Source organism: Chryseobacterium hagamense (assembly GCF_007991455.1).
GTDB classification, from domain to species: domain Bacteria; phylum Bacteroidota; class Bacteroidia; order Flavobacteriales; family Weeksellaceae; genus Chryseobacterium; species Chryseobacterium hagamense.
In genome coordinates this window covers 161,610-181,292 of record NZ_BJYJ01000002.1, presented here as the reverse complement: position 1 = coordinate 181,292, position 19,683 = coordinate 161,610, and the positions used below count along the sequence as shown (strand labels likewise).

The following is a 19,683-nucleotide window of genomic DNA, read 5'->3' as shown; positions in this document are numbered from 1 at the left end:
ATTATTAAAAATAGATGCTTCATAGTCTGCTTATTCTGCAAATTTTGGGTTGGTCATGAAATTCTTATCACTCAATGTTTTAAGAAAAGCGATGATATCCTGCTTTTCCTGCCCCGTCATCGGAATTCCGGGATGCCCGTTCTGTTTCAGCACAGGATCGATATTGGGCTGGTCTTCCATGTTATCGGAATAAAAATCCAGTACCGCTTCCAGGGTATAAAATCTCCCGTCGTGCATATACGGAGCGGTATATTCCACATTTCTTAAGCTTGGAACCCTGAATTTCATGTTGTCATTCCAGTCCAGGGTTACCCGGTATCTTCCCCGGTCGCCAAGCTGCGCGTTGTAATACATCCCGGTATTGCGGTAGCTTTCATCCGTAAAAAGACCTCCCGAATGGCAGGCGGCACATTTATTCTGAAACAAAGCCATTCCCCTGTTCTCTTCTGTTGTAAAAACGGCTGTTCCTTTTTTCATCCGGTCGTATTTTGAATCGGCTGAAACCAGGGTTGCCATAAACTGCGACAGGGCTTTCAACATCCGTTCCCCGGTAATTCCTTCATCGCCATAAGCCGCTTTAAACAGCTTTTTATAGCTCGGATCGGCATTCAGCTTCCCTACAGCTTCGGGAAGGGAGCTGTCCATTTCAAAGTCTGTGGTGATGGGAACCAGGGATCTTTCGTCCAGATGATGGCTTACCCCGTCCCAGGTATAATTTTTAAGGAAAGCCATATTTTGGATGGGCAGGGCATTCCGCATGCCGAGACGGTCATCGATTCCGTGGCTGACGTTATGGCCATGGTGGGTAAAAGCATATTCCTGGATGTGGCAGAAGCCGCAGGAAATGGTGTTGTTCCGGGATAATTTTCCTTCGTAGAAGAGTTTCTTTCCTAAGGCTATCCCATTCACGGTAAGCGGGTTTCCCGTAACATCAAAAGTCATTTCGGGAAATCCGGCAGGTTTTTCGAGATGGTAGACTTCGTCTTTAGTTAACGGTTCAATCACTTCATCAGCGCATGAAAACAGGGTCAGCACACTTAAAAACAGTAAAAAACGGAGAGCAGCGCTCCGTTCCGCTCCTGAGGGTTTAAATAATTTAATCATTATGCACATGATCTGCTTTAAACATTTTTGTCAGGTTATTGGTGACCTGTACCAGATGCTGGCTGGATCCCATCGCCATATCATTGGAATTGTCCAGCTTTACAGCCGTTTCTCCGCTCAGGTATTGATTCAGATCCGCCAGAATATGCACGGAGGGGGTAATGTTTTTTGAAACCCTGGCAGCAGTGGGTAAATCGAGGGTGATTTCCCGGTAAAGATCCGGGGTATTGTTGGCCGATGTATTTCCCATATTCCCGCAATGGTTCATAAATCCGTTCGTGGGCGAAGAAGTTCCGTATTTACCTTCCAGCTTGGTAAAAATATACCCGGCAGCCCAGGACCAGGCCATGCCTGCCGTTTTTGCTTTCTGCCAGAAGATTCCCTGGCCGTCCTGTCCCAGAAGATAAGCATCCTGGCTGATTCCCAGACCGAATCTAACCTTCCGGTAGTTATTTCTCGGAATTTCCGTAAGGTTGATATAACTGATTCCGGCAACAGCTTCTGCCTGATCGATAATAAAAGCCCCCTGGTCAGGATTGTTGTAGTGATATCTGAAGACCCCGCCGTTTTCGTCGATCAGCGTAATATTGCTGATGACATATTTTAAAGCGGAAAACTGATGCTTCTGTCCGTTGGAAGAGGTTTGGATGGTCTGGTTCAGTACGATATCCCCCAGATTGTTGAATCCGTTTTCAAATTTCAGCTGGAGTTTTCCTGTAGCTTCCGGTGAGGCGTCATCCTCATCATGGTTGCGGCACGAAACAAAAGTGAAAAAGGTAAAGGCAATAAATAATGAGTACAAAAATTTATAAATTTTCATTGTTGATTTTTTAAGTTGAATTTTTTTAAATAGAAATGGAAATCGAATGAAAAACATCCCATTTGATAAGCAGGCAAAGTTTGATTAGTACGACAGAAAGTTACCCCCGCTCTATAAATCAAAGCGGAATACTGAAAATCAATAAATATCAGACGGATCGACTGACCGTGAAAACTTTTGCCGTTAAAAGCGATAAAAAGCAACTTAAAAAACCGGTGGCCTGAAAATGGACTTCAGGAACAAAAAAAAATAATCTGTTTTATAGGAAAAACCGGTACCGGAAGAGAAAGCTTCAAACTTGGGCGTAACGTCAGCTATCTCAGGAAGAATATAAATATCCAACAGTGTCTTTCCGGAATTTTTGGATTTGCTTAAAGGAAAGGACTCGGGTGCATTGTTTTTTGCGATTTCCCTGGTGAGGTAGCATGTTCCGTTACAGTGAAGCTCCGGCCTGCTTTTGTTGATACAGAGGGTCTCAACAATATAATCATAATTTACAGCATATTCCACCAGTGGGATCAGAGGCCTGAACACCATAAACAAAGTGAGGAATATGCTGCAAATGAAGTTCAAGGATTATTTTTTATTAACCGCTTCTTCGTACCTTCTGCTGATTTCTTTCCAGTTGGCTACATTCCAGATGGCCGTCAGATAATCGGCTCTCTTGTTTTGGTACTTCAGGTAGTAGGCATGTTCCCATACATCGATCCCGAAAATCGGAGTTCCTTTTTCCTCCACCACATCCATCAACGGATTGTCCTGGTTAGGCGTTGAAGAAACAAATAATTTTCCGCTCTTGTCCACGGAAAGCCATGCCCATCCGGATCCGAAACGGTCGGCCCCCGCTTTTGCCATCTTTTCTTTAAAGGCATCCATGCTTCCAAATGCGTCATTGATGGCTTTTGCCAGTTTTGCGGACGGCTGTGTATTTTTTACCGGGGTAAGTACCGTCCAGAACAGCTCGTGGTTGTAATGCCCTCCCGCATTGTTCCTTACCGCCATTGGCATTTTTGAAGCATTCGACATGATTTCAAACAGGGTCTGCTTTTCCTGTGGTGTGCCGGCAATGGCTTTGTTCAGGTTGGCTACGTATGCTGCTGCATGCTTGGAGTAATGGATTTCCATGGTCTTGGCATCGATGTTCCCCTCCAGGGCATCATAGGCATACGGCAAAGGCGACTGCTTGAACTGTGCCAACGCAAACTGCGCTGCAAATACTGCACTTAAAGCAGCTACTTTCATAATCTTCATAACGATTCGTTTTTGTGGTTTGTATTTATTATGCTGGAAGACAGGTGATGGAAGCTGGCAGTTGAGATCAGCGGCCACTCCCCTTTCATCTTCTTCTCTATCCTAGCAAATTTAATGCTTATCAGCCGTTTGATATAAAATTCAATATTAAACTAAATTAACTTCCGGCGTCCGGCATCCCTCTTCTACTTCAACAGCTTTCTGATATCCTCGATCAGTATTTCCCGGTCGGGATGGTATTTTCCCGTCAGCTTCGGTATTTTTCCTTCGGGATCTTCGTAATTCAGACCGGAATAGTACAGGATCGGCATATTCTCTTTGTTATACCGGCAACGGATGTTCCCTTCCTTATCAACCAAGGCAATCATCCCGCTGTGGTTTAAGCTTTCGCTTTCATCTTCTTTATCGCCGACATAAATATTGAACTGGTCTGCCAGTTTTCCAATATACTCCCGGTTTCCGGTAAGAAAATGCCAGTTCGGGGATTTTACGCCGATCCTTTCGGCATGTTCCTTCAGCAGTTTAGGCGTATCGTTTTCCGGATCGATGCTGATGGAAACAATTCCGAATTCAGGATCATTGATTTGCTCTTCGATAGCGCTCATATTGGTATTCATGACCGGGCATATCGTCGGGCACCTGCTGAAGAAGAATTCCACCAGGTATACTTTTCCAAGCATGTCCTTATTGGTAATCTTCCTGTTGTTCTGGTCGGTCAGCTCAAAATCCGGGACTTTCATTACCGTATACAGGTTTTTTTTAAAATATCCCATACCGATACCGATTCCCAGGAAAAGCAATGCTATGACCGCCAAAGGGATGATGATCCTGCTTTTTGATTGCGGTTTTTTATTTCTGGACATATTTTTCCGGATTTTTTTTAAATTCGTCTCTGCAGTACGCACTGCAAAAACCGTACGTCTTATTTTTGTACACAGCCGTATCTTTCATATCCGCTTCAGTCGGCATATGGCAGATCGGGTCTTCCGCATTGGCAAATTTTACCGTTTTTGTATTTGATCTTGCAGCGGAAGTAGTTTTTTTATGTTTTACTTTGGGCGTTTCCTGGGCACAGGCCATCAGGGAAACCGCCATGAATGACATTACAATAAGTTTTGATTTCATTTTTATCGAAATTGAAATTAATAGATACAGGAAAAAACAGTTGAATTCCGGACTCAATTTAATTCCATCCGTCATATCAACCTTACCGGTGACATTATTACGGACGCATCATTCTATCATTCAAAGACAGATACATCCGTATTTGCCGGTGGCAACTTAAATTCAGTGAGGCAAATTAACCCAAAGGGGGATGGAATATCCGGGAATGGTATTCTGAAGTGTGAAAACCGGTAAACTCCGGTCTTATTTTTTGATTCTCAGCATGAGATCGAACAAGTGAACAGGAAAAAATGTCATGAGAAACAAACACATCCAGTCCGGCAAGTTTTAAGTTCTGACCATTGTTCGACTGTTTCTCCGTTTTGGAGAGTTCCTTTTCCAGGTAGCATTTTCCTTTACAGGTAGACTGCGGAACATTTCTTTTTTCACACAGGTTTTCCACAATATATTTATAATTCACGGCATAGTCGATCAGCGGCAGTACCGGACGTAATGCAATGGTAAAAATAATAAATATGGAAATGAAAAATTTCAACCGGGGATTTTATTCCCGCAAATATACTACTGAAAATTGTTTTACGGTGACTTTATGATGAAAGTCATTTCAGGAATAGCTATTTTACATATCGGTCACATGAGATTCAGATTCCTGCTTTGCGCATATTTCAGATCATAGAAGAAGAAAATCAAAGATTTTTAATGGGATTACGCTGTGGCGGCAAAGCGGAGCCTTACTATAAAATTTCACCACAAAGGTCACAAAAGACTATTATACTGCATAATAAAGTTTAATATTGAACGTCAAAAAAGCGCACAAAAGTTTTTAAAAAATCTTTGATTTTTAATCTCATATGTTCTAAAAGTATTTTCAAGCCATTCGAACTTTCTCTGTAACTCATGTGCTAAAATATGCGCAATTATCCGTGAAAATCCGTGTTAATTTCTGGTTAAATAAATTTGGGATGAAGCCGGATGGAAGGTGTCCTCTTTTTAAACGGGGCTAAAGCCCGTGCCTATTAATTGTGCCATCAACATCCATAAATTTATGCAGAGAAATACGTTGGAAACTTTTAACCTCAAAAGAGACAAAAGAGTATTACCCTGCATCATAAAGTTTAATAGGTGATGCTTGATAAGCACACAAATTACAAAATTCTCTCTGTGACTTATGTGTTAAAATAAACGCAATCATCCGTGAAAATCCGTGCCATCTGTGGGAGATTAAATAATCGGTATTTTGCTCAAACTTCCTACACCCATTCTCTTCCTTTAAAATTTCATCCGCTGGATTCTTACGGCATTCAGAATGGCCAGCAATGCAACCCCGACATCGGCGAAGACTGCTTCCCACATCGTAGCCAGTCCTCCGGCGCCGAGAATGAGCACAATGGCTTTTACCACAAATGCTAAAAAAATATTCTGCCAGACGATCCTTTTGGTTTGTTTTCCGATGTTGATGGCCATCGGGATTTTACCTGGCCTGTCGTCCTGGATGACCACATCGGCGGTTTCGATGGTGGCATCGCTTCCAAGTCCGCCCATCGCAATGCCCACGTCGCTCAGGGCAACTACGGGGGCATCATTTACTCCGTCTCCAACAAAAGCAACGGTCTGTTTTTTAGCTTTAATTTCCTTTACTTTATTCACTTTGTCTTCGGGAAGCAGGTCGCCGTATGCATTCTGGATTCCCAGAATACCGGCAACATGTTGTACCACGGAAGATTTGTCGCCGCTGAGCATCGTTGCGGTTACGCCTAAGGATTGTAGCTGGCTGATGGTTTGCTTCGCATCCGGTTTTACCTCATCGGCAATGGTGAGATAGCCTGCAAATTTTTGATCGTATGCTACGGCAATGACTGTGTAAACAATGTTTTCCGGATTAAAATCATAGCGGATACCGGAGGTATCCATCAGCCTGAAATTCCCGACCAGCAGTTCTTTCCCGTTAACCGTTGCTTTCAGGCCCTGCCCGGCGACTTCTTCTACATTTTCCAGTTTGACGGAATGGTCAGGTTCGCCTACGTACTCATGGATAGCCGTAGCAACAGGATGTGAACTTTTACTTTCCAGAGCATTTACCAATTTCAGCAGTTCATCTTTATCGAATCCATTATTAAAATTCACTTCCTGCACTTTGAAAACCCCTTCCGTCAGGGTCCCGGTCTTATCCATCACCACCTGCCGGACGGTTGCCAGCACATCCAGGAAATTGCTTCCTTTAAATAAAATCCCGTTCCGGCTTCCCGCGCCGATTCCCCCGAAATAGCCCAGCGGAATAGAGATCACCAGAGCACACGGACAGGAAATCACCAGGAATACCAGTGCGCGGTAGAGCCAGTCCCTGAATTCATAATGTTCAACAAAAAGATAGGGCAGCAAAGTAATTCCAATGGCCAGGAACACGACAATCGGCGTATAAACTTTCGCAAATTTGCGGATAAACAGTTCGGTAGGAGCTTTCTGGGCAGTGGCATTCTGTACCATCTCCAGGATGCGGCTCAGCTTACTGTCTTTATAGGCGGCTGTTACCTTTACCTGGCTGACGGTATTCAGGTTAATCATCCCCGCCAGAACGGCAGTGCCTTTTGTTTTCGTATCGGGTTTACTTTCACCGGTCAGGGCAGCCGTATTGAAAGAAGCGGTTTCCGAAAGCAGTTCGCCGTCCAGCCCGAGTTTCTCCCCTGATTTTAATTGAATGATATCCCCGATATTCACCTGTTCGGCTTTTATGGTTTGCGGTTTACCCTCCCGGATTACCGTTACCTCATCAGGACGCTGGTCCAGCAAAGTCTTGATATTGGTTTGTGCTCTGGTTACCGCCATGGCCTGAAAGACCTCTCCTACTGAGTAAAACAGCATCACTGCAACCCCTTCAGGATATTCACCGATAGCAAAAGCACCGACGGTAGCAATTCCCATCAGGAAAAATTCAGAGAATATATCGCCGTTTTTAATGCTTTCAAAAGCTTCTTTAAGTACAGGCAATCCCACCGGAAGATAAACCACCGAGTACCATACCGGCCGGATCCAGCCGGAAAACCAGCCGGGCTTTACCACATGGTCCAGTATAATCCCTAATAATAAAAGGGCAAAAGAGATAATGGCCGGAAGAAACATCTGAAATGCAGATTTGCCTTCCGTATCGTGAGAATGGCCGTGGTCATGATCATGATCTTCATGATTATGGTTATGTTCTTTTTTCGGTTTTGTACTGCAGCATTCTTCCATAAAGGTAAATTTTAAATCAAATGTAATAACAAAGCAAATGCAATGCTATTGCAAACTTCCGAGGCAGTGTTCGCAGATTCCCTTAGCAAAAAGCCTGATTTCATCGATCCGGAAATCGGTATTTAACGTTTCCGGAAAAGAAATTTCCTCTTTACAGGTCGTCTGTTTACAGATTTTGCAGTAGAAATGCAAGTGCCGGTCTTTATGGGTGCTTTCACTGCAATGGTCATGGCAGAGCTTATACTTAGTGGTATTATTTTCCTGAATGCTGTGGACGATGCCTTTTTCTTCAAATGTTTTCAGGGTACGGTAAATCGTGGTACGGTCTGCATTCTCAAAATGGCTCTCGACTTCAGATAAAGACAGGGCGGCTTCCTGAGAGCTCAGGAAATCATACACCAGGATCCGCATACTCGTCGGCTTGGTATTTTTATCAAGCAATCTGCTTTCGGTATCTTTTTTCATATTTTTGTTTTTAATGTTCATGTTCGCCTGAATTGGTCAGTTTTGCATTAATGAAATAAGCCCCTTTTACGGCAAGTTTCGCATCGGCGGCAATCTGTTTTACAGGAGTAACCGCTGTATAGCCCATATCGGATGAACCTTTTACCACTTCCACTTTTTCAAAATTAATGGATTGCGGCATTTTTCCAGTTTCTTTCCGGTGGCTTTCGTGGGCATCAGGATTTTCATCCGTCTGTACAAATACATAGAATTTCCCGTCGGCTTCCACTATGCCTTCATCAGGAATGGCCGGGGTTACGGTTTTATTGAGGCTTACGATTCCCGTGATGTTCATCCCGTCGATCAGTCCGGTTTTGTTTCCGGTAACACTGGCATGAACGGAAATGGTTTTGCTGTCATTTTCAAATGAGGAACCGATGCTGTAAATTTCCGCATCATATTCCGTTTCGGGGTTGTTGGTGAGTTTAAAATGGACCACCTGCCCGGTTCTCATCTTCGGCAGGTCTTTTTCAAACACCTGAAGATCGAGATGGATGGAATTGTTGTCGATGATTTCCGCAACCGGCGACGAGACATCCACATAGCTACCGATCTGTGATGCAATGCTGCTGACCGTTCCGCTGATCGGTGCCGTGATCACCAGGCCGGATCTCATGTTGCCGTTACTTACCGACCCCGGGCTGATTCCCATCATCTGAAGCTGCCGTAAAAGCGATGCCTTTTTGGTCCGAAGGGTTTTCAGTTCCGCATCGGCACTCTGCAGGTTCTTCCGGGCGCCGGCATCATTGTCGAAAAGTTCCCGCTGCCTGCGGTATTCCTGTTCGGCGTAAATAATCCGGCTGTTTGTGGTTAAATAATCTTCCTGCAACCTGATGAATTCCGGATTGTCAATGGTAGCAATTACCTGCCCTTTCTTCACGGAACTTCCGACCTGGATGTTTAGGGTCCTGATGATTCCGCCGTACAGGGAAGTTACCGTTGCTTTGTTGTTGTTCGGAACCCTGAGCTGCCCGTTGGCTTTTATGGTTGCTGTCAGTTCCTTCATCTCGATGCTGCCTAATGTAATGCCGACCGCTTTTATCTGTTCTTCCGTTAAAGAAGCGATGGTCTGAGGTGCTTCCTGATGTTGTTCTTCAGACTGTTCCGTTTTCTCTTCTGCATTTTCCACTGATTCTTTTTTACTGCAGCTGAACATAAAAACAACTGAAAATAAAAGCCGTATGATGTTATATTTTGGGTTCATATTATTTGTTGATGATTGAATTAATGAGAATAACCGATTGATTGACCTGCTGAATGGACTCCAGGTATTTCAGCTGGATGTCGGTGGCAGTTCGCAAGGCGAACAGATATTCCACATAGGAAATTTCGCCTGTTTTGTAGCCTAACTGAGCCGCTTTCACAATTTTTTCAGCATTCGGGACGGCCTGCTTCACGTAGTAATCATATTGCAGAACGTCCTGTTCATACTGGCTCCATGCGTTTTTAAGCTGAATGAAAAGCTGTTTTTCCTGAAACCGGGCATTGGCTTCTGCCGACTGCTTCTGATATTCCAAAGACTTTATTTTCGCTTTGGTGGCTCCGAAAGTAAGCGGGATGGCAACCCCTAAGGTTACGGAATGGAACCGGTCTCCCGAATTGTAAAACTGCTCCTGCCCGTTCCGCGTATGAAAGCCAATCAGCGACTGGTTGGTATAGCCGACGCTGAACTCCGGAAGGCCCTGGGATTTTTCAACGTTTTTGTTTTTCTCTGCGATTTCCATTTCCTGATAAAAGGATTTTACGGTAGGATTATTTTTAACTGCCGTACTGTCCAATACATTTACCGCCTTCAGAGGTTCATAGTTTCTGTTGAGCGGAACTTCGATGCTTCCAGAAGTATTCAGAAGAATCTGCAAGCTGTTATAGGCATTCTTCAGATAGACTTCATTCTGATTCAGCAGCAGACCGATCTCTCCTTTCTGGGTTTCGGCGGTATTGATTTCAATTTTCTTAATGTCTCCTGCTTTGAACCTGACCGTGGCAATTCTGATGAAATCCTGATACAGGCTGTCGAGGCTTTTCAGTTTTAATTGATTATACTGCAGATATTCGATCTGATAATAATAAGTCCTTACCTGTTTCATCAGTTCATTTAAGGTAATTTCTTTATCAATCTGACGGCTTTTCACGGTTTCATTAATCAATTCCCTCCTTGCTTTAAACAGCGTCGGGAAAGGAATGCTCTGCGAAACGGAAAACGACTGGTCGAATTTCGGGCTGTTGTATTGCCCCAATTGGGCGTCGAAATTCAGTTTCGGAAGTTCTTTCGCCGTTCCTCTTAAGGCTTCCGCTGATTGAATGCTTAAATTTTTCGATTGTATGTTTAAATGATTGCCGGCGGCCAGGTCCATTGCCTGTTCAATGGAAACGGATCTTGTCTGTGCATGCATCAGCTGCCCGAAAAATAAAGATGCCAGCATGAAAACGGCCGTTACCGCTTTTGGTTTAATTTTTTTCCTTGAAAAGCCCCTGTTAAAAATAAGATACAGCATCGGCAATACGAATAGGGTAAGGAAAGTAGCCGTTACCAGGCCGCCGATCACGACAGTGGCCAACGGTTTCTGAACTTCCGCTCCGGCGCCTGTAGAAACGGCCATCGGTAAAAATCCTAAGGAAGCAACGGTAGCCGTCATCAGCACAGGCCGCAATCTGATCTTTGTTCCTTCAGACACTCTTTTCAGGATATCCTTTTCCCCTTCTTTTTCCAGCTGGTTAAAGGTTCCGATCAGTACAATCCCATTCAGTACAGCCACACCAAACAGGGCAATAAAACCAATCCCGGCACTGATGCTGAAGGGCATATCCCTGATGACCAGGGCAAAGACACCTCCGATGGCACTCATAGGAATAGCCGTAAAAATTAAAGCCGCCTGTTTAAAGGAACGGAAGGTAAAATACAGCAGCATAAAAATCAGCAGCAGGGAAACCGGAACGGCAATCATCAGTCTTTTGCTCGCCGCCTGAAGGTTTTCAAACTGGCCGCCGTAGGTGAAATAATAACCCGAGGGCAGCTTCACCTGATCCAGTTTTGCCTGAATATCTTTTACCACGCTTTCCACGTCCCGGTCTTTAACATTGAAGCCGATGACGATCCTCCGTTTTCCTTCTTCACGGCTGATCTGTGCCGGACCCAGTTTATAGCCGATATCGGCAATCTGGGACAGCGGGATCTGTGCTCCCGAAGGCGTGGAAATCATCAGATTATTTACATCGTCAATATTCGTACGGTGCAGGCTGTCGAGGCGGACCACCAGGTCAAAACGCCTTTCATTTTCAAACACCTGCCCGGCACTTTTCCCGGCAAAGGCCGTGCTCAGCGCATTATTGACGTTTTCGATATTCAGTCCGTAATTGGCCATCCGGATCCGGTCGTATTCCACATTGATCTGCGGAAGGCCGCTGATGCGTTCGATCTGGGGAGCCGTTACTCCTTCCACTGTCTGAATGGTTTTCGCGACTTTATCTGCATACACGGATAAGGAATCCAGATTTTCCCCGAAAATTTTCACGGCAACATCCTGCCGCACCCCGGTCATCAGTTCATTAAACCGCATCTGGATCGGCTGGTTCTTTTCGAAAAACACTCCGGGAATGATTTCCAGCTTTCCGATCATTTCATCGGCCAGCTCTTCGTAGGTTTTACCGGATTTCCATTCGTCATACGGTTTTAAAACGACAATCAGATCGGAAGCTTCCGGCGGCATCGGATCAGTCGGAACTTCGGCGGAACCTGTCTTTCCGATTACCATTTTTACCTCATCAAACCGTTTGAGTATCCTTGACGCCTGCATCGAAGTTTCTATACTCTGGTTCAGTGAGCTTCCCTGCGGCAAAATGCAGTGGAAGGCATAATCCCCTTCCTGGAGCTGGGGAATAAATTCCCCGCCCATATTTTTAAAAATAAAAAGGGTAATGATAAAAACGGCCAACGTTGCGGAAACGATACCGTATCTGAAGCGGATGGCTTTCCGGAGTAAAGGCTGGTAGACCTTTTGCAGCCTGTTCATCAACTTGTCGGAAAATGTTTCTTTATGCGCGATTTTTTTAGATAAAAACAAAGCGCTCATCATCGGAATGTAGGTTAATGACAGAATCAAAGCTCCTAAAATGGCAAATCCTACGGTCTTGGCCATCGGGGTAAACATTTTTCCTTCCACCCCCACCAGCGTGAGAATCGGAATATACACAATAAGGATAATAATTTCCCCGAAAGCCGCACTGCTCCGTATTTTTGAGGCAGACCGGAAAACTTCCTCATCCATTTGCGCCTGGGTAAGCTGTTGTGTGGATTTTTTCAGCCCCAGATGATGAAGGGTGGCTTCCACAATGATAACCGCACCGTCTACAATCAACCCGAAGTCGATGGCTCCGAGGCTCATCAAATTGGCACTTACCCCGAAGACGTTCATCATTCCCAACGCAAATAATAAAGAAAGCGGAATGGCTGAGGCTACAATGAGGCCCGCCCTCAGGTTTCCAAGGAAAACGACCAGTACGAAAATGACGATCAGAGCGCCTTCGATGAGGTTTTTCTCTACGGTCTTCATGGCCCTTCCTACCAGATCCGTCCGGTCAAGAAACGGTTCGATCACCACATCTGCCGGAAGCGATTTCTGGATGACCGGAATTTTAGCTTTGATGTTGTTCACGACTTCATGGCTGTTGGCACCTTTCAGCATCATGACGACACCTCCTACGGCATCGATCTTTCCGTTGTAGGTCATGGCTCCGTAGCGTACGGCACTTCCCAGCCGGACTTCGGCAACATCCTTTACGAAAATCGGAACACTTCCCGTTTCATTTTTCACCGGAATATTCCTGATGTCCTCCAGGGATTTTACGATTCCGATCCCCCGGATGAAATAGGCATTCGGTTTTTTATCGATATATGCACCGCCGGTATTCCGGTTGTTTTTTTCGAGTGCCGTAAAAAGATCCGTCATGCTTACGCCCATGGCTCTCAGCCGGTTGGGATCTAGGGCGACTTCATATTGTTTCAACTGTCCCCCGAAACTGTTGATCTCCGCAACGCCCGGCGTTCCGTTCAGCTGTCTCCTGACGATCCAGTCCTGCATCGCCCGGAGTTCTTTGGGATCATACTTTTTTTCGCTTTCTTTTTTCGGATGGAGAATATATTGGTAAACTTCTCCCAGCCCGGTACTTACCGGCGCCAGCTCCGGTATTCCGGTTCCTTCAGGAATTTCCTGTGCAGCCTCTTTAAGTTTTTCATTAATCAGCTGGCGGGCAAAATAGATGTCCGCATTTTCTTTAAATACAACCGTCACTACGGATAATCCGAATCTTGAAATGCTCCGGGTTTCTTCGATGTCGGGAATATTGGCGATGCTCTGTTCAATAGGAAAAGTAACCAGCTGTTCAACTTCCTGTCCTGCAAGGGTCGGACAGGAGGTAATGATCTGTACCTGGTTGTTGGTGATATCCGGTACGGCATCAACAGGTAACCGGGAAGCACTCCAGATACCCCAGATGATCAGAAGCAACGTCATGATACCGATGACGATTTTGTTTCTGATGCTGAATTGTATGATTTGATCTAACACAAACTAAGATTTTAATTGACGAAAGCCTTTATTTTGAGTACAGCACCTGGTAAAGAACCGGTCCTTTTTAAAATGAATCCACTTTTCACTCAGCATACTGATAAAAAGGCCATCATAAGTTGAAAATACAGATAGACTGACATTTGAAAATGACAGCTGTAAAAATACCCTGCAATACCCTGCAACGGAATTGCAAAGTTTCAGGAATTTTAAAAATCAGAATGGTTAAATCTTAGGCGGCTGCCAGATATGGTCGTACACCTGATAGGCGAAACCATTGGTATGGAAAAGGATTTTCTTTGAAAAATAAGACTGAACTTTTACCGGGACTTCCAGTAAAACAGTCATTTTAAAAGCGGCTACCGTCATCTGGCAACAGTTGCAGACACATAGCGGCGAACAGATATCCCCTTTATCTTTAGAATGAGAATCGTCCGTTGTAAAAGAAAGCTGCGTCTGCGCAGAACCGGATTCTTTGTGCACGTCTTCACATGGCATCAGTGATAGTGCCATGAAGTAGAACGCCAATAAAAATCGCAAGAGGTTCATTTCAACAAAGGTAGCTAATTTTCCTTTATCATTTGTATGGCTGCTTCCTGTAAACATAAAAAGCCGCTGCAATACACAACGGCTTTTATTCAATTTTTATAAGATTACAGATTCGGGTTGTTCTCTATTTCCTTCTGTGGAATTGAGAAGAGATAATATCTGCTGTCGGGAACAAAGGCCGACTGATCCGGAAAAGCAAAAATACTGTGTCCTCTTCCGTTGACCGTCTTCACCGTTCCGTCCGGAGCCGTCACCTGCACTTTGATGGCCTGGCCGTTTGCATCAGTATAAGGTTTTCTCACCACGGTTCCCTGCGTTCTGATGATGTCGGATAAAGCAAAACCTTCCCCGAAGAGTTCTTTTCTTCTTTCGATCAGAACTTCTTTAATAACATCATTCTGGGCCACAGATCCATTGTAAGCATTTGCATTCCTTGCTGCTTTCAATTGATTCAGAACCGTGATTGCATTGGCAACATTCCCGCTTCTGGCTTCCGCTTCCGCTTCGATCAGGTACATTTCCGCCGCCCTCATATAAACGATATCGGCAATCAGGTTGGCTTTGAATTTAAATTTGGCATATCTCAGCAGACCTTCCCTGCCCGGATTTCCGTCCCATGAAAATAAGGAATAACGGACATCATTGGTATCGAACAAATCCTTGAAATACGGATCGGCCATAAAGCTGTAATAATAACTTCCGGATGAGGAAACATCCAGAAAATGGAAAGCATAACTTTCTCCCGACTGTTCCTGGGTCTGGCCGTGCCCCCAGATCCATTCCCCATTGCTGATATCGTTGAAGCCCTGCCTGTATTTTTCAGCCGTCATCAGGGCATAGCCGTTTCTTGCCTGCCTTGCGGAAGCAGCAGCTTTCGTCCACTCTCCGGTATTGAGATAAGCCCTTGCCAGCAAACCGTTGACCACCGACCGGTCGATCTTATCTTTATTGTTCCGGGAATACTGCTGAAGCAGCTGACCGGCATCCGTTAAATCGTTTTTGATCAAGGTATAGATTTCTTCAAGGCTCGCTTTTTTCTTTCCCACAGAAGCGGTCGTGGTAGGTTCGGTATACACCGGAGCCGTTAAAGCCGATTTGTCCCTGAGGTAACTGAACTGGTAAAAGCTTGCCAGGTTCAGGTAACAGAAAGCACGCAATGCCTTGGCCTGTCCTTTCACCTGGTTTTTCTTTTCGGCACTTCCTTCCGCTGCATCAATTTTTGCGAGAACATTATTCATATTATTGATCGTAGAATACAGCAGGCTCCAGATGAAAAGCGGCCGGCTTCCGGTATTGTTGACCAGATCGGTAAAAGCATAGGCTCCCGGAAAACCGTATTTGTTGGTAAGGACCGCAACATCGCTTCCCATGGCATCGCTGGTCCTTAGTACAGTGGAATACCCGATGTTGGCATACGTTGGTCCGTCATCGTTAAATTTTGCCCATGTTCCGTTGATGACCGTTTCTGCACTTTCTGCATTTTTAAAGACTTCTTCCTCATTCGCCTGATTGGTGGGTGCGGTGTCCAGTTCGCTTTCACAGGCCGTAAAAAATAAAGCGGTGATGAGCAGTAAAGGGAGATATTTCAGTTTTTTCATTGTTTTCAATTTTAAATATTAAAGGGTGGCCTGCAGGCCAAAGGTTACGGTTCTCATGGCCGGATACCGGTAGTAAGTGGTACCGTCCAGCGTCTGTTCGGGATCCATTCCTTTGTGTTTATAGAAAGTCAGGAGATTTTCTGCCTGGATGTAGATCCTGAATTTCTTCAGTCCGAATTTTTCAAAATAATCCGACGGTAAAGTATATCCCAGGCTTACATTTTTCACCCTGGCATAGGTTCCTGAATATAAAAACCGGGAGGATGCCGAGGTCCAGTTGTTGGTCGTGGTGCTTAAGGCAGGAACATCGGTATACCGGTTGTCAGGCGTCCACCGGTTGAGCATTTCTGCACTCCATGCCCTGCCTGCGGAGCTTCCGTTATGCATCAGCATCGTATAATCGTTATCCAGGATTTTACCGCCGATGGCAAAGGACACCAGCGTTGAAAAATCGAAGTTTTTATAGGCCAGGCTTGTGGTAAATCCGCCTATAACCTTAGGAAGGGACGAACCCTGCAGCGTTTTTGTCGCTTTTGCATATTCGGAAGTGGTTCCTTCTACGGTGTTGCCACCGGCATCTGTGGTAATCGTTTTCCATAAGGGTTTTCCGTTTGATGGATCTACGCCCACCCATTCCGGGATGAAGAAATCGTAGACCGAACCCCCGACCCGCAATAATTTGGTTCCGGTAACCACTGATCCTTTCGGAAGACGGGTGATTTCATTTTTCAGGGTACTCAGGTTTACATCCACGTTCCATTCGAAATCTTTGGTTTTCACCGGGGTCGTAAACAGGGAAAATTCAAAACCTGTATTTTTCAGCTCGCCAATATTTGCCTGATATTCGTTAAATCCTAAAGACGGTGCCAACGGCATCCCAAACAGAAGATCCTTGCTTTTCCGCCGGAAATATTCCACATTCCCTTTCACCCGGTTATTTAAAACCGAAAATTCGAGGCCTGCATTAAAGTTGAGGTTGGTTTCCCATTTCAGATCGGGTGTCGGCAATTTGCCGGCTACCGTTCCGCCTTCGCCCAGGTTGTTGTAAAAGGTATACAGGCTCTGGTACGCATAGTAGGTGTTCAGCTTGTCGTTTCCCTGACCGCCGTAGCTGGCCCGGAGGGTCAATTGGTTAAAAACATTAAGGTTCCTGACGAAATCCTCATTGGAAGCTTTCCATGAGGCACCGGCGGACCAGAACGTTCCCCATCTGTTTTCGGGAGCAAACCTTGAGGAGCCATCTGACCTTACCGATCCTGAGATAAAATATTTATTTTTAAAATCATATTCCGCCTTTCCCAGAAAACTCAGCAGTCCGAGCTGATCGCTGTTTCCTGTAAATCCTCCCAGCAGTGCGGCGGCGTCCGGCTCATAATAGTAAGGCAGGGAAAACTGGCTCCTGCTTCCCGAAATCGTCTGGTATTCGTAATGATAGAATTCCTGACCTCCTAAAATATTAAGGTGGTGCTGACCGAATTTTTTATCGTAGGTGATTATATTGCTGGTGGTGTAAGACAAAGTCCTGGAATTGGTTTTGGTAACCGAACCCCCGATTTCCGAACCTTCGCCCACCAAAGGATTGCTGTAGTAATGACCGTTGTAGTTCACGAGATCAACAGAGAAACTGGATCTGAATTTAAGTTCGGGCAAAAAGGTAAACTCTGCAAATCCTTTTCCGGAAAAATTGTCTTCCCGGTTTTCATTTTTATCCAGCGGGAGTGTTGCGGCAGCATTTTCATTCTGCAGCGCACTGGTCGGCCTGTATTTGCCGAAATCGTAAATATAATTGCCATTGGAATCCAGCTTATAACTACCATCGGCATTCCTTTCGTAATAAGGGTAGAACGAAGGGATAATCCGTGCTGCGTTAATGATGTTATCGGTTCTGGAGTCAGAAGACGGCGGCGCGTGCTGCAGACTGTTGGTATATGCCAGGTTGGCTCCTATGTTCAGCCATTTCTTTACTTCGGAATTGAGCTTTAGCCTTGTACTGTACTTTCTGAAACCGGATTCGATGGCAATTCCTTTATCATCGAGGTAACCCAGAGAGAAATAGTAATTGCTCTTTTCATTGCCGCCACTGAAATCCAGGTCGGCCTGATTCCTTGAAGCCACCCGTTGCAGGATATCCTTCCAGTTGTCGTTCCATAATGCCGTTGCGCCCGGCAGAAGTCTTCCGTCTGTTCCAACGGGCTTTTCATACTGCGTTCCGTACGGATTAATGCCTAAAGCATTCACCAGATTATCCGTCGCCATCTGCGCAGCCTGCTGCCCCGGGATCTGTCCGGACTGATAACCGTTCCTTAACGCCTCCCAGTACAGCTGGAAGTACTGATCCGTTGTTACCTGCGCATAATCCTTTACCGCTCTGCCTGAAAACCCCTGGCTTATATTAAAGTTTATTCTGGCTTCGCCTTTTTTACCGGATTTTGTAGTAACGATAATCACTCCGTTTGCTCCCCTGGAACCGTATAACGAACTTGCCGTGGCATCCTTTAAAACACTGATCGACTCAATGTCATTCGGGCTGATGGAATTGATGTTTCCGTCGAAAGGAATCCCGTCCACTACAAACAGCGGATTGCTCGATGCGCTTACCGAGCCGATTCCCCGGATCCTGATAGAAGCGGTGGAACCCGGCTGACCCGAAGCGCTGACGGCCTGCAGCCCCGGCACCTGCCCTTCCAATACTTTCGTAATATTCGTAACCGGCCTGCTGTTGATTTTTTCGCTGGAAATCGTTGCCACCGAACCGGTATAACTGTTTTTCTTCGCTTTTCCGTAGGCCACCACTACCACTTCATCAATTTCCTTCTCATGAAGGGTGTCTTTCCTGATTTTCTGCCCCTGAGCATGCATAATTCCAAGGAAGAATACAGCCACCGGCGGAATCAATATCTTTAGACCTATTGAATTTCTGTTAATCATAATCTATTTTCTTTACTGTTAATTTAATTTTTGGCTTTTATTAAAAAGACAGCAAAAAGAATCATTTATTATGATTAACATTCTGCTCATCTTTCCTTTTTCAAGGCTGAATGGAACACCTTACACAATGCAGGTTGTTAAGATTTCACGGGGTCAGTTCCCTCCATCTTTCTTTATAAGCCGGTACAAATCTAAAAACAAAAAGTCTACAAAACAAGTAGACTTTTAAATCAGCGGTATAAATTTTATAAAAATTAACATAAATTTATTTTAAAAACAACTCTTACAGACCGTTAGATAAAATATGAAATTTTTAAATATGAGAAATATCATTAAAAATTATACAATCATGAAGTGATATTTAAATTTTAAGTTCGTGATTCAAAAAACTTATTAATTTTACAGGATGAAAATTCTAATTATCAACGGCCCTAACCTTAATTTGCTGGGAACAAGAGAGCCGGAAATTTACGGAACGGTTTCCATGGAGGGTTATCTGGATGGTTTAAGATGCGAATTCCCTTCCCTGGAACTGGAATATTACCAGTCCAACATCGAAGGGGAAATGATCAATTGCCTTCAGAAGGACGATTTTGATGCGCTTGTGATCAATCCCGGTGCTTACACCCATTATTCGTATGCGATTGCGGATTGCTTAAAGAACATCAACAAGCCTAAAATAGAAGTCCACATCAGCAATATTTACAAGAGGGAGGAATTCCGGCAGAAGTCGGTGACGGCAGCTCATACGGATGCGGTGCTATCAGGATTCGGAATGGATGGATACCGGCTGGCAGTGCTTAGCCTGATATGATCCAAATTTTATGAATTTCACAGATGATTGCGCGTAATTTTAACACATGAGTCACAAAAGAGAATTTTAAATAGTTTGAAAATATTTTAGATCATGTAAGATTAAAAATCAAAGATTTTTAAAAATTTTTGTGGACTTTCTCAGCATTCAGCTTCATTTTACAGGAAGTATCTCTTTTGCCTCTTTTGCAGTTAAAAA

The 19,683-nt window shown here is 44.6% G+C and carries 15 protein-coding genes and 1 riboswitch; of the genes, 1 reads left to right on the top strand and 14 read right to left on the bottom strand.

Going from position 1 to position 19,683, the window contains the following annotated elements; all coding sequences use genetic code 11:
- Window positions 1-30 precede the first annotated feature (30 nt).
- The 14 genes from CHA01nite_RS03695 to CHA01nite_RS03630 all read right to left on the bottom strand — a co-directional run bounded on the left by CHA01nite_RS03695 (window position 31) and on the right by CHA01nite_RS03630 (window position 18,671).
- Window positions 31-1,104 carry a cytochrome-c peroxidase gene (locus tag CHA01nite_RS03695; RefSeq protein WP_174771805.1) on the bottom strand — a complete coding sequence of 358 codons (1,074 nt, stop codon included), beginning with the start codon at window positions 1,102-1,104 and terminating at the stop codon, window positions 31-33.
- Complete coding sequence (locus CHA01nite_RS03690; protein ID WP_146939878.1) at window positions 1,097-1,924, bottom strand: MbnP family protein; 828 nt, start codon at window positions 1,922-1,924, stop codon at window positions 1,097-1,099. The genes CHA01nite_RS03695 and CHA01nite_RS03690 overlap by 8 nt, the downstream gene beginning before the upstream one ends.
- Before the next feature lie 204 nt (window positions 1,925-2,128).
- Window positions 2,129-2,497: a hypothetical protein gene (locus tag CHA01nite_RS03685; protein WP_228458331.1), complete on the bottom strand. Its 369-nt coding sequence runs from the start codon at window positions 2,495-2,497 to the stop codon at window positions 2,129-2,131.
- Window positions 2,498-2,500: 3 nt separating this feature from the next.
- Complete coding sequence (locus tag CHA01nite_RS03680) at window positions 2,501-3,175, bottom strand: superoxide dismutase (RefSeq protein ID WP_146939877.1); 675 nt, start codon at window positions 3,173-3,175, stop codon at window positions 2,501-2,503.
- A gap of 185 nt (window positions 3,176-3,360) precedes the next feature.
- Window positions 3,361-4,038, bottom strand: coding sequence for an SCO family protein (locus CHA01nite_RS03675; RefSeq protein ID WP_146939876.1), 678 nt, complete (start codon window positions 4,036-4,038; stop codon window positions 3,361-3,363).
- Window positions 4,025-4,300, bottom strand: a complete 276-nt coding sequence (locus CHA01nite_RS03670; protein WP_146939875.1) for a YHS domain-containing protein — start codon at window positions 4,298-4,300, stop codon at window positions 4,025-4,027. The genes CHA01nite_RS03675 and CHA01nite_RS03670 overlap by 14 nt, the downstream gene beginning before the upstream one ends.
- Before the next feature lie 175 nt (window positions 4,301-4,475).
- Window positions 4,476-4,835 (bottom strand): hypothetical protein, encoded by a 360-nt coding sequence (locus CHA01nite_RS03665; protein WP_146939874.1) that lies wholly within the window; start codon window positions 4,833-4,835, stop codon window positions 4,476-4,478.
- Between the two features lie 734 nt (window positions 4,836-5,569).
- On the bottom strand, window positions 5,570-7,528 hold the full coding sequence (locus CHA01nite_RS03660; RefSeq protein ID WP_146939873.1) for a heavy metal translocating P-type ATPase: 1,959 nt from the start codon (window positions 7,526-7,528) through the stop codon (window positions 5,570-5,572).
- A 45-nt stretch (window positions 7,529-7,573) separates the two neighbouring features.
- Window positions 7,574-7,993, bottom strand: a complete 420-nt coding sequence (locus tag CHA01nite_RS03655) for a Fur family transcriptional regulator (RefSeq protein ID WP_146939872.1) — start codon at window positions 7,991-7,993, stop codon at window positions 7,574-7,576.
- 10 nt (window positions 7,994-8,003) lie between these two features.
- Complete coding sequence (locus tag CHA01nite_RS03650; RefSeq protein WP_146939871.1) at window positions 8,004-9,236, bottom strand: efflux RND transporter periplasmic adaptor subunit; 1,233 nt, start codon at window positions 9,234-9,236, stop codon at window positions 8,004-8,006.
- 1 nt (window position 9,237) lies between these two features.
- Entirely contained in the window at window positions 9,238-13,596 is a 4,359-nt protein-coding gene (locus CHA01nite_RS03645) for a CusA/CzcA family heavy metal efflux RND transporter (RefSeq protein ID WP_146939870.1), read from the bottom strand.
- A gap of 225 nt (window positions 13,597-13,821) precedes the next feature.
- A complete protein-coding gene (locus tag CHA01nite_RS03640; RefSeq protein ID WP_228458330.1) occupies window positions 13,822-14,238 on the bottom strand; it encodes a DUF6660 family protein in 417 nt (138 codons plus the stop codon).
- An 11-nt stretch (window positions 14,239-14,249) separates the two neighbouring features.
- Window positions 14,250-15,743 (bottom strand): RagB/SusD family nutrient uptake outer membrane protein, encoded by a 1,494-nt coding sequence (locus tag CHA01nite_RS03635; protein ID WP_146939869.1) that lies wholly within the window; start codon window positions 15,741-15,743, stop codon window positions 14,250-14,252.
- A gap of 18 nt (window positions 15,744-15,761) precedes the next feature.
- On the bottom strand, window positions 15,762-18,671 hold the full coding sequence (locus CHA01nite_RS03630; protein WP_146939868.1) for a SusC/RagA family TonB-linked outer membrane protein: 2,910 nt from the start codon (window positions 18,669-18,671) through the stop codon (window positions 15,762-15,764).
- A gap of 83 nt (window positions 18,672-18,754) precedes the next feature.
- Window positions 18,755-18,853: riboswitch (SAM riboswitch) on the bottom strand.
- 224 nt (window positions 18,854-19,077) lie between these two features.
- On the opposite strand from CHA01nite_RS03630, the gene CHA01nite_RS03625 reads away from it, so the two are divergent.
- The gene (locus tag CHA01nite_RS03625; RefSeq protein WP_146939867.1) at window positions 19,078-19,485 is read left to right on the top strand and encodes a type II 3-dehydroquinate dehydratase; all 408 of its coding nucleotides are present in this window, start codon (window positions 19,078-19,080) and stop codon (window positions 19,483-19,485) included.
- The last annotated feature ends 198 nt before the right edge of the window (window positions 19,486-19,683 follow it).

Coding starts and splice junctions, on each gene's coding strand:
- CHA01nite_RS03695 (WP_174771805.1), bottom strand. CDS start 1,104: ATGATTAAATTATTTAAACCCTCAGGAGCGGAACGGAGCGCTGCTCTC.
- CHA01nite_RS03690 (WP_146939878.1), bottom strand. CDS start 1,924: ATGAAAATTTATAAATTTTTGTACTCATTATTTATTGCCTTTACCTTT.
- CHA01nite_RS03680 (WP_146939877.1), bottom strand. CDS start 3,175: ATGAAGATTATGAAAGTAGCTGCTTTAAGTGCAGTATTTGCAGCGCAG.
- CHA01nite_RS03675 (WP_146939876.1), bottom strand. CDS start 4,038: ATGTCCAGAAATAAAAAACCGCAATCAAAAAGCAGGATCATCATCCCT.
- CHA01nite_RS03670 (WP_146939875.1), bottom strand. CDS start 4,300: ATGAAATCAAAACTTATTGTAATGTCATTCATGGCGGTTTCCCTGATG.
- CHA01nite_RS03660 (WP_146939873.1), bottom strand. CDS start 7,528: ATGGAAGAATGCTGCAGTACAAAACCGAAAAAAGAACATAACCATAAT.
- CHA01nite_RS03655 (WP_146939872.1), bottom strand. CDS start 7,993: ATGAAAAAAGATACCGAAAGCAGATTGCTTGATAAAAATACCAAGCCG.
- CHA01nite_RS03650 (WP_146939871.1), bottom strand. CDS start 9,236: ATGAACCCAAAATATAACATCATACGGCTTTTATTTTCAGTTGTTTTT.
- CHA01nite_RS03635 (WP_146939869.1), bottom strand. CDS start 15,743: ATGAAAAAACTGAAATATCTCCCTTTACTGCTCATCACCGCTTTATTT.
- CHA01nite_RS03630 (WP_146939868.1), bottom strand. CDS start 18,671: ATGATTAACAGAAATTCAATAGGTCTAAAGATATTGATTCCGCCGGTG.
- CHA01nite_RS03625 (WP_146939867.1), top strand. CDS start 19,078: ATGAAAATTCTAATTATCAACGGCCCTAACCTTAATTTGCTGGGAACA.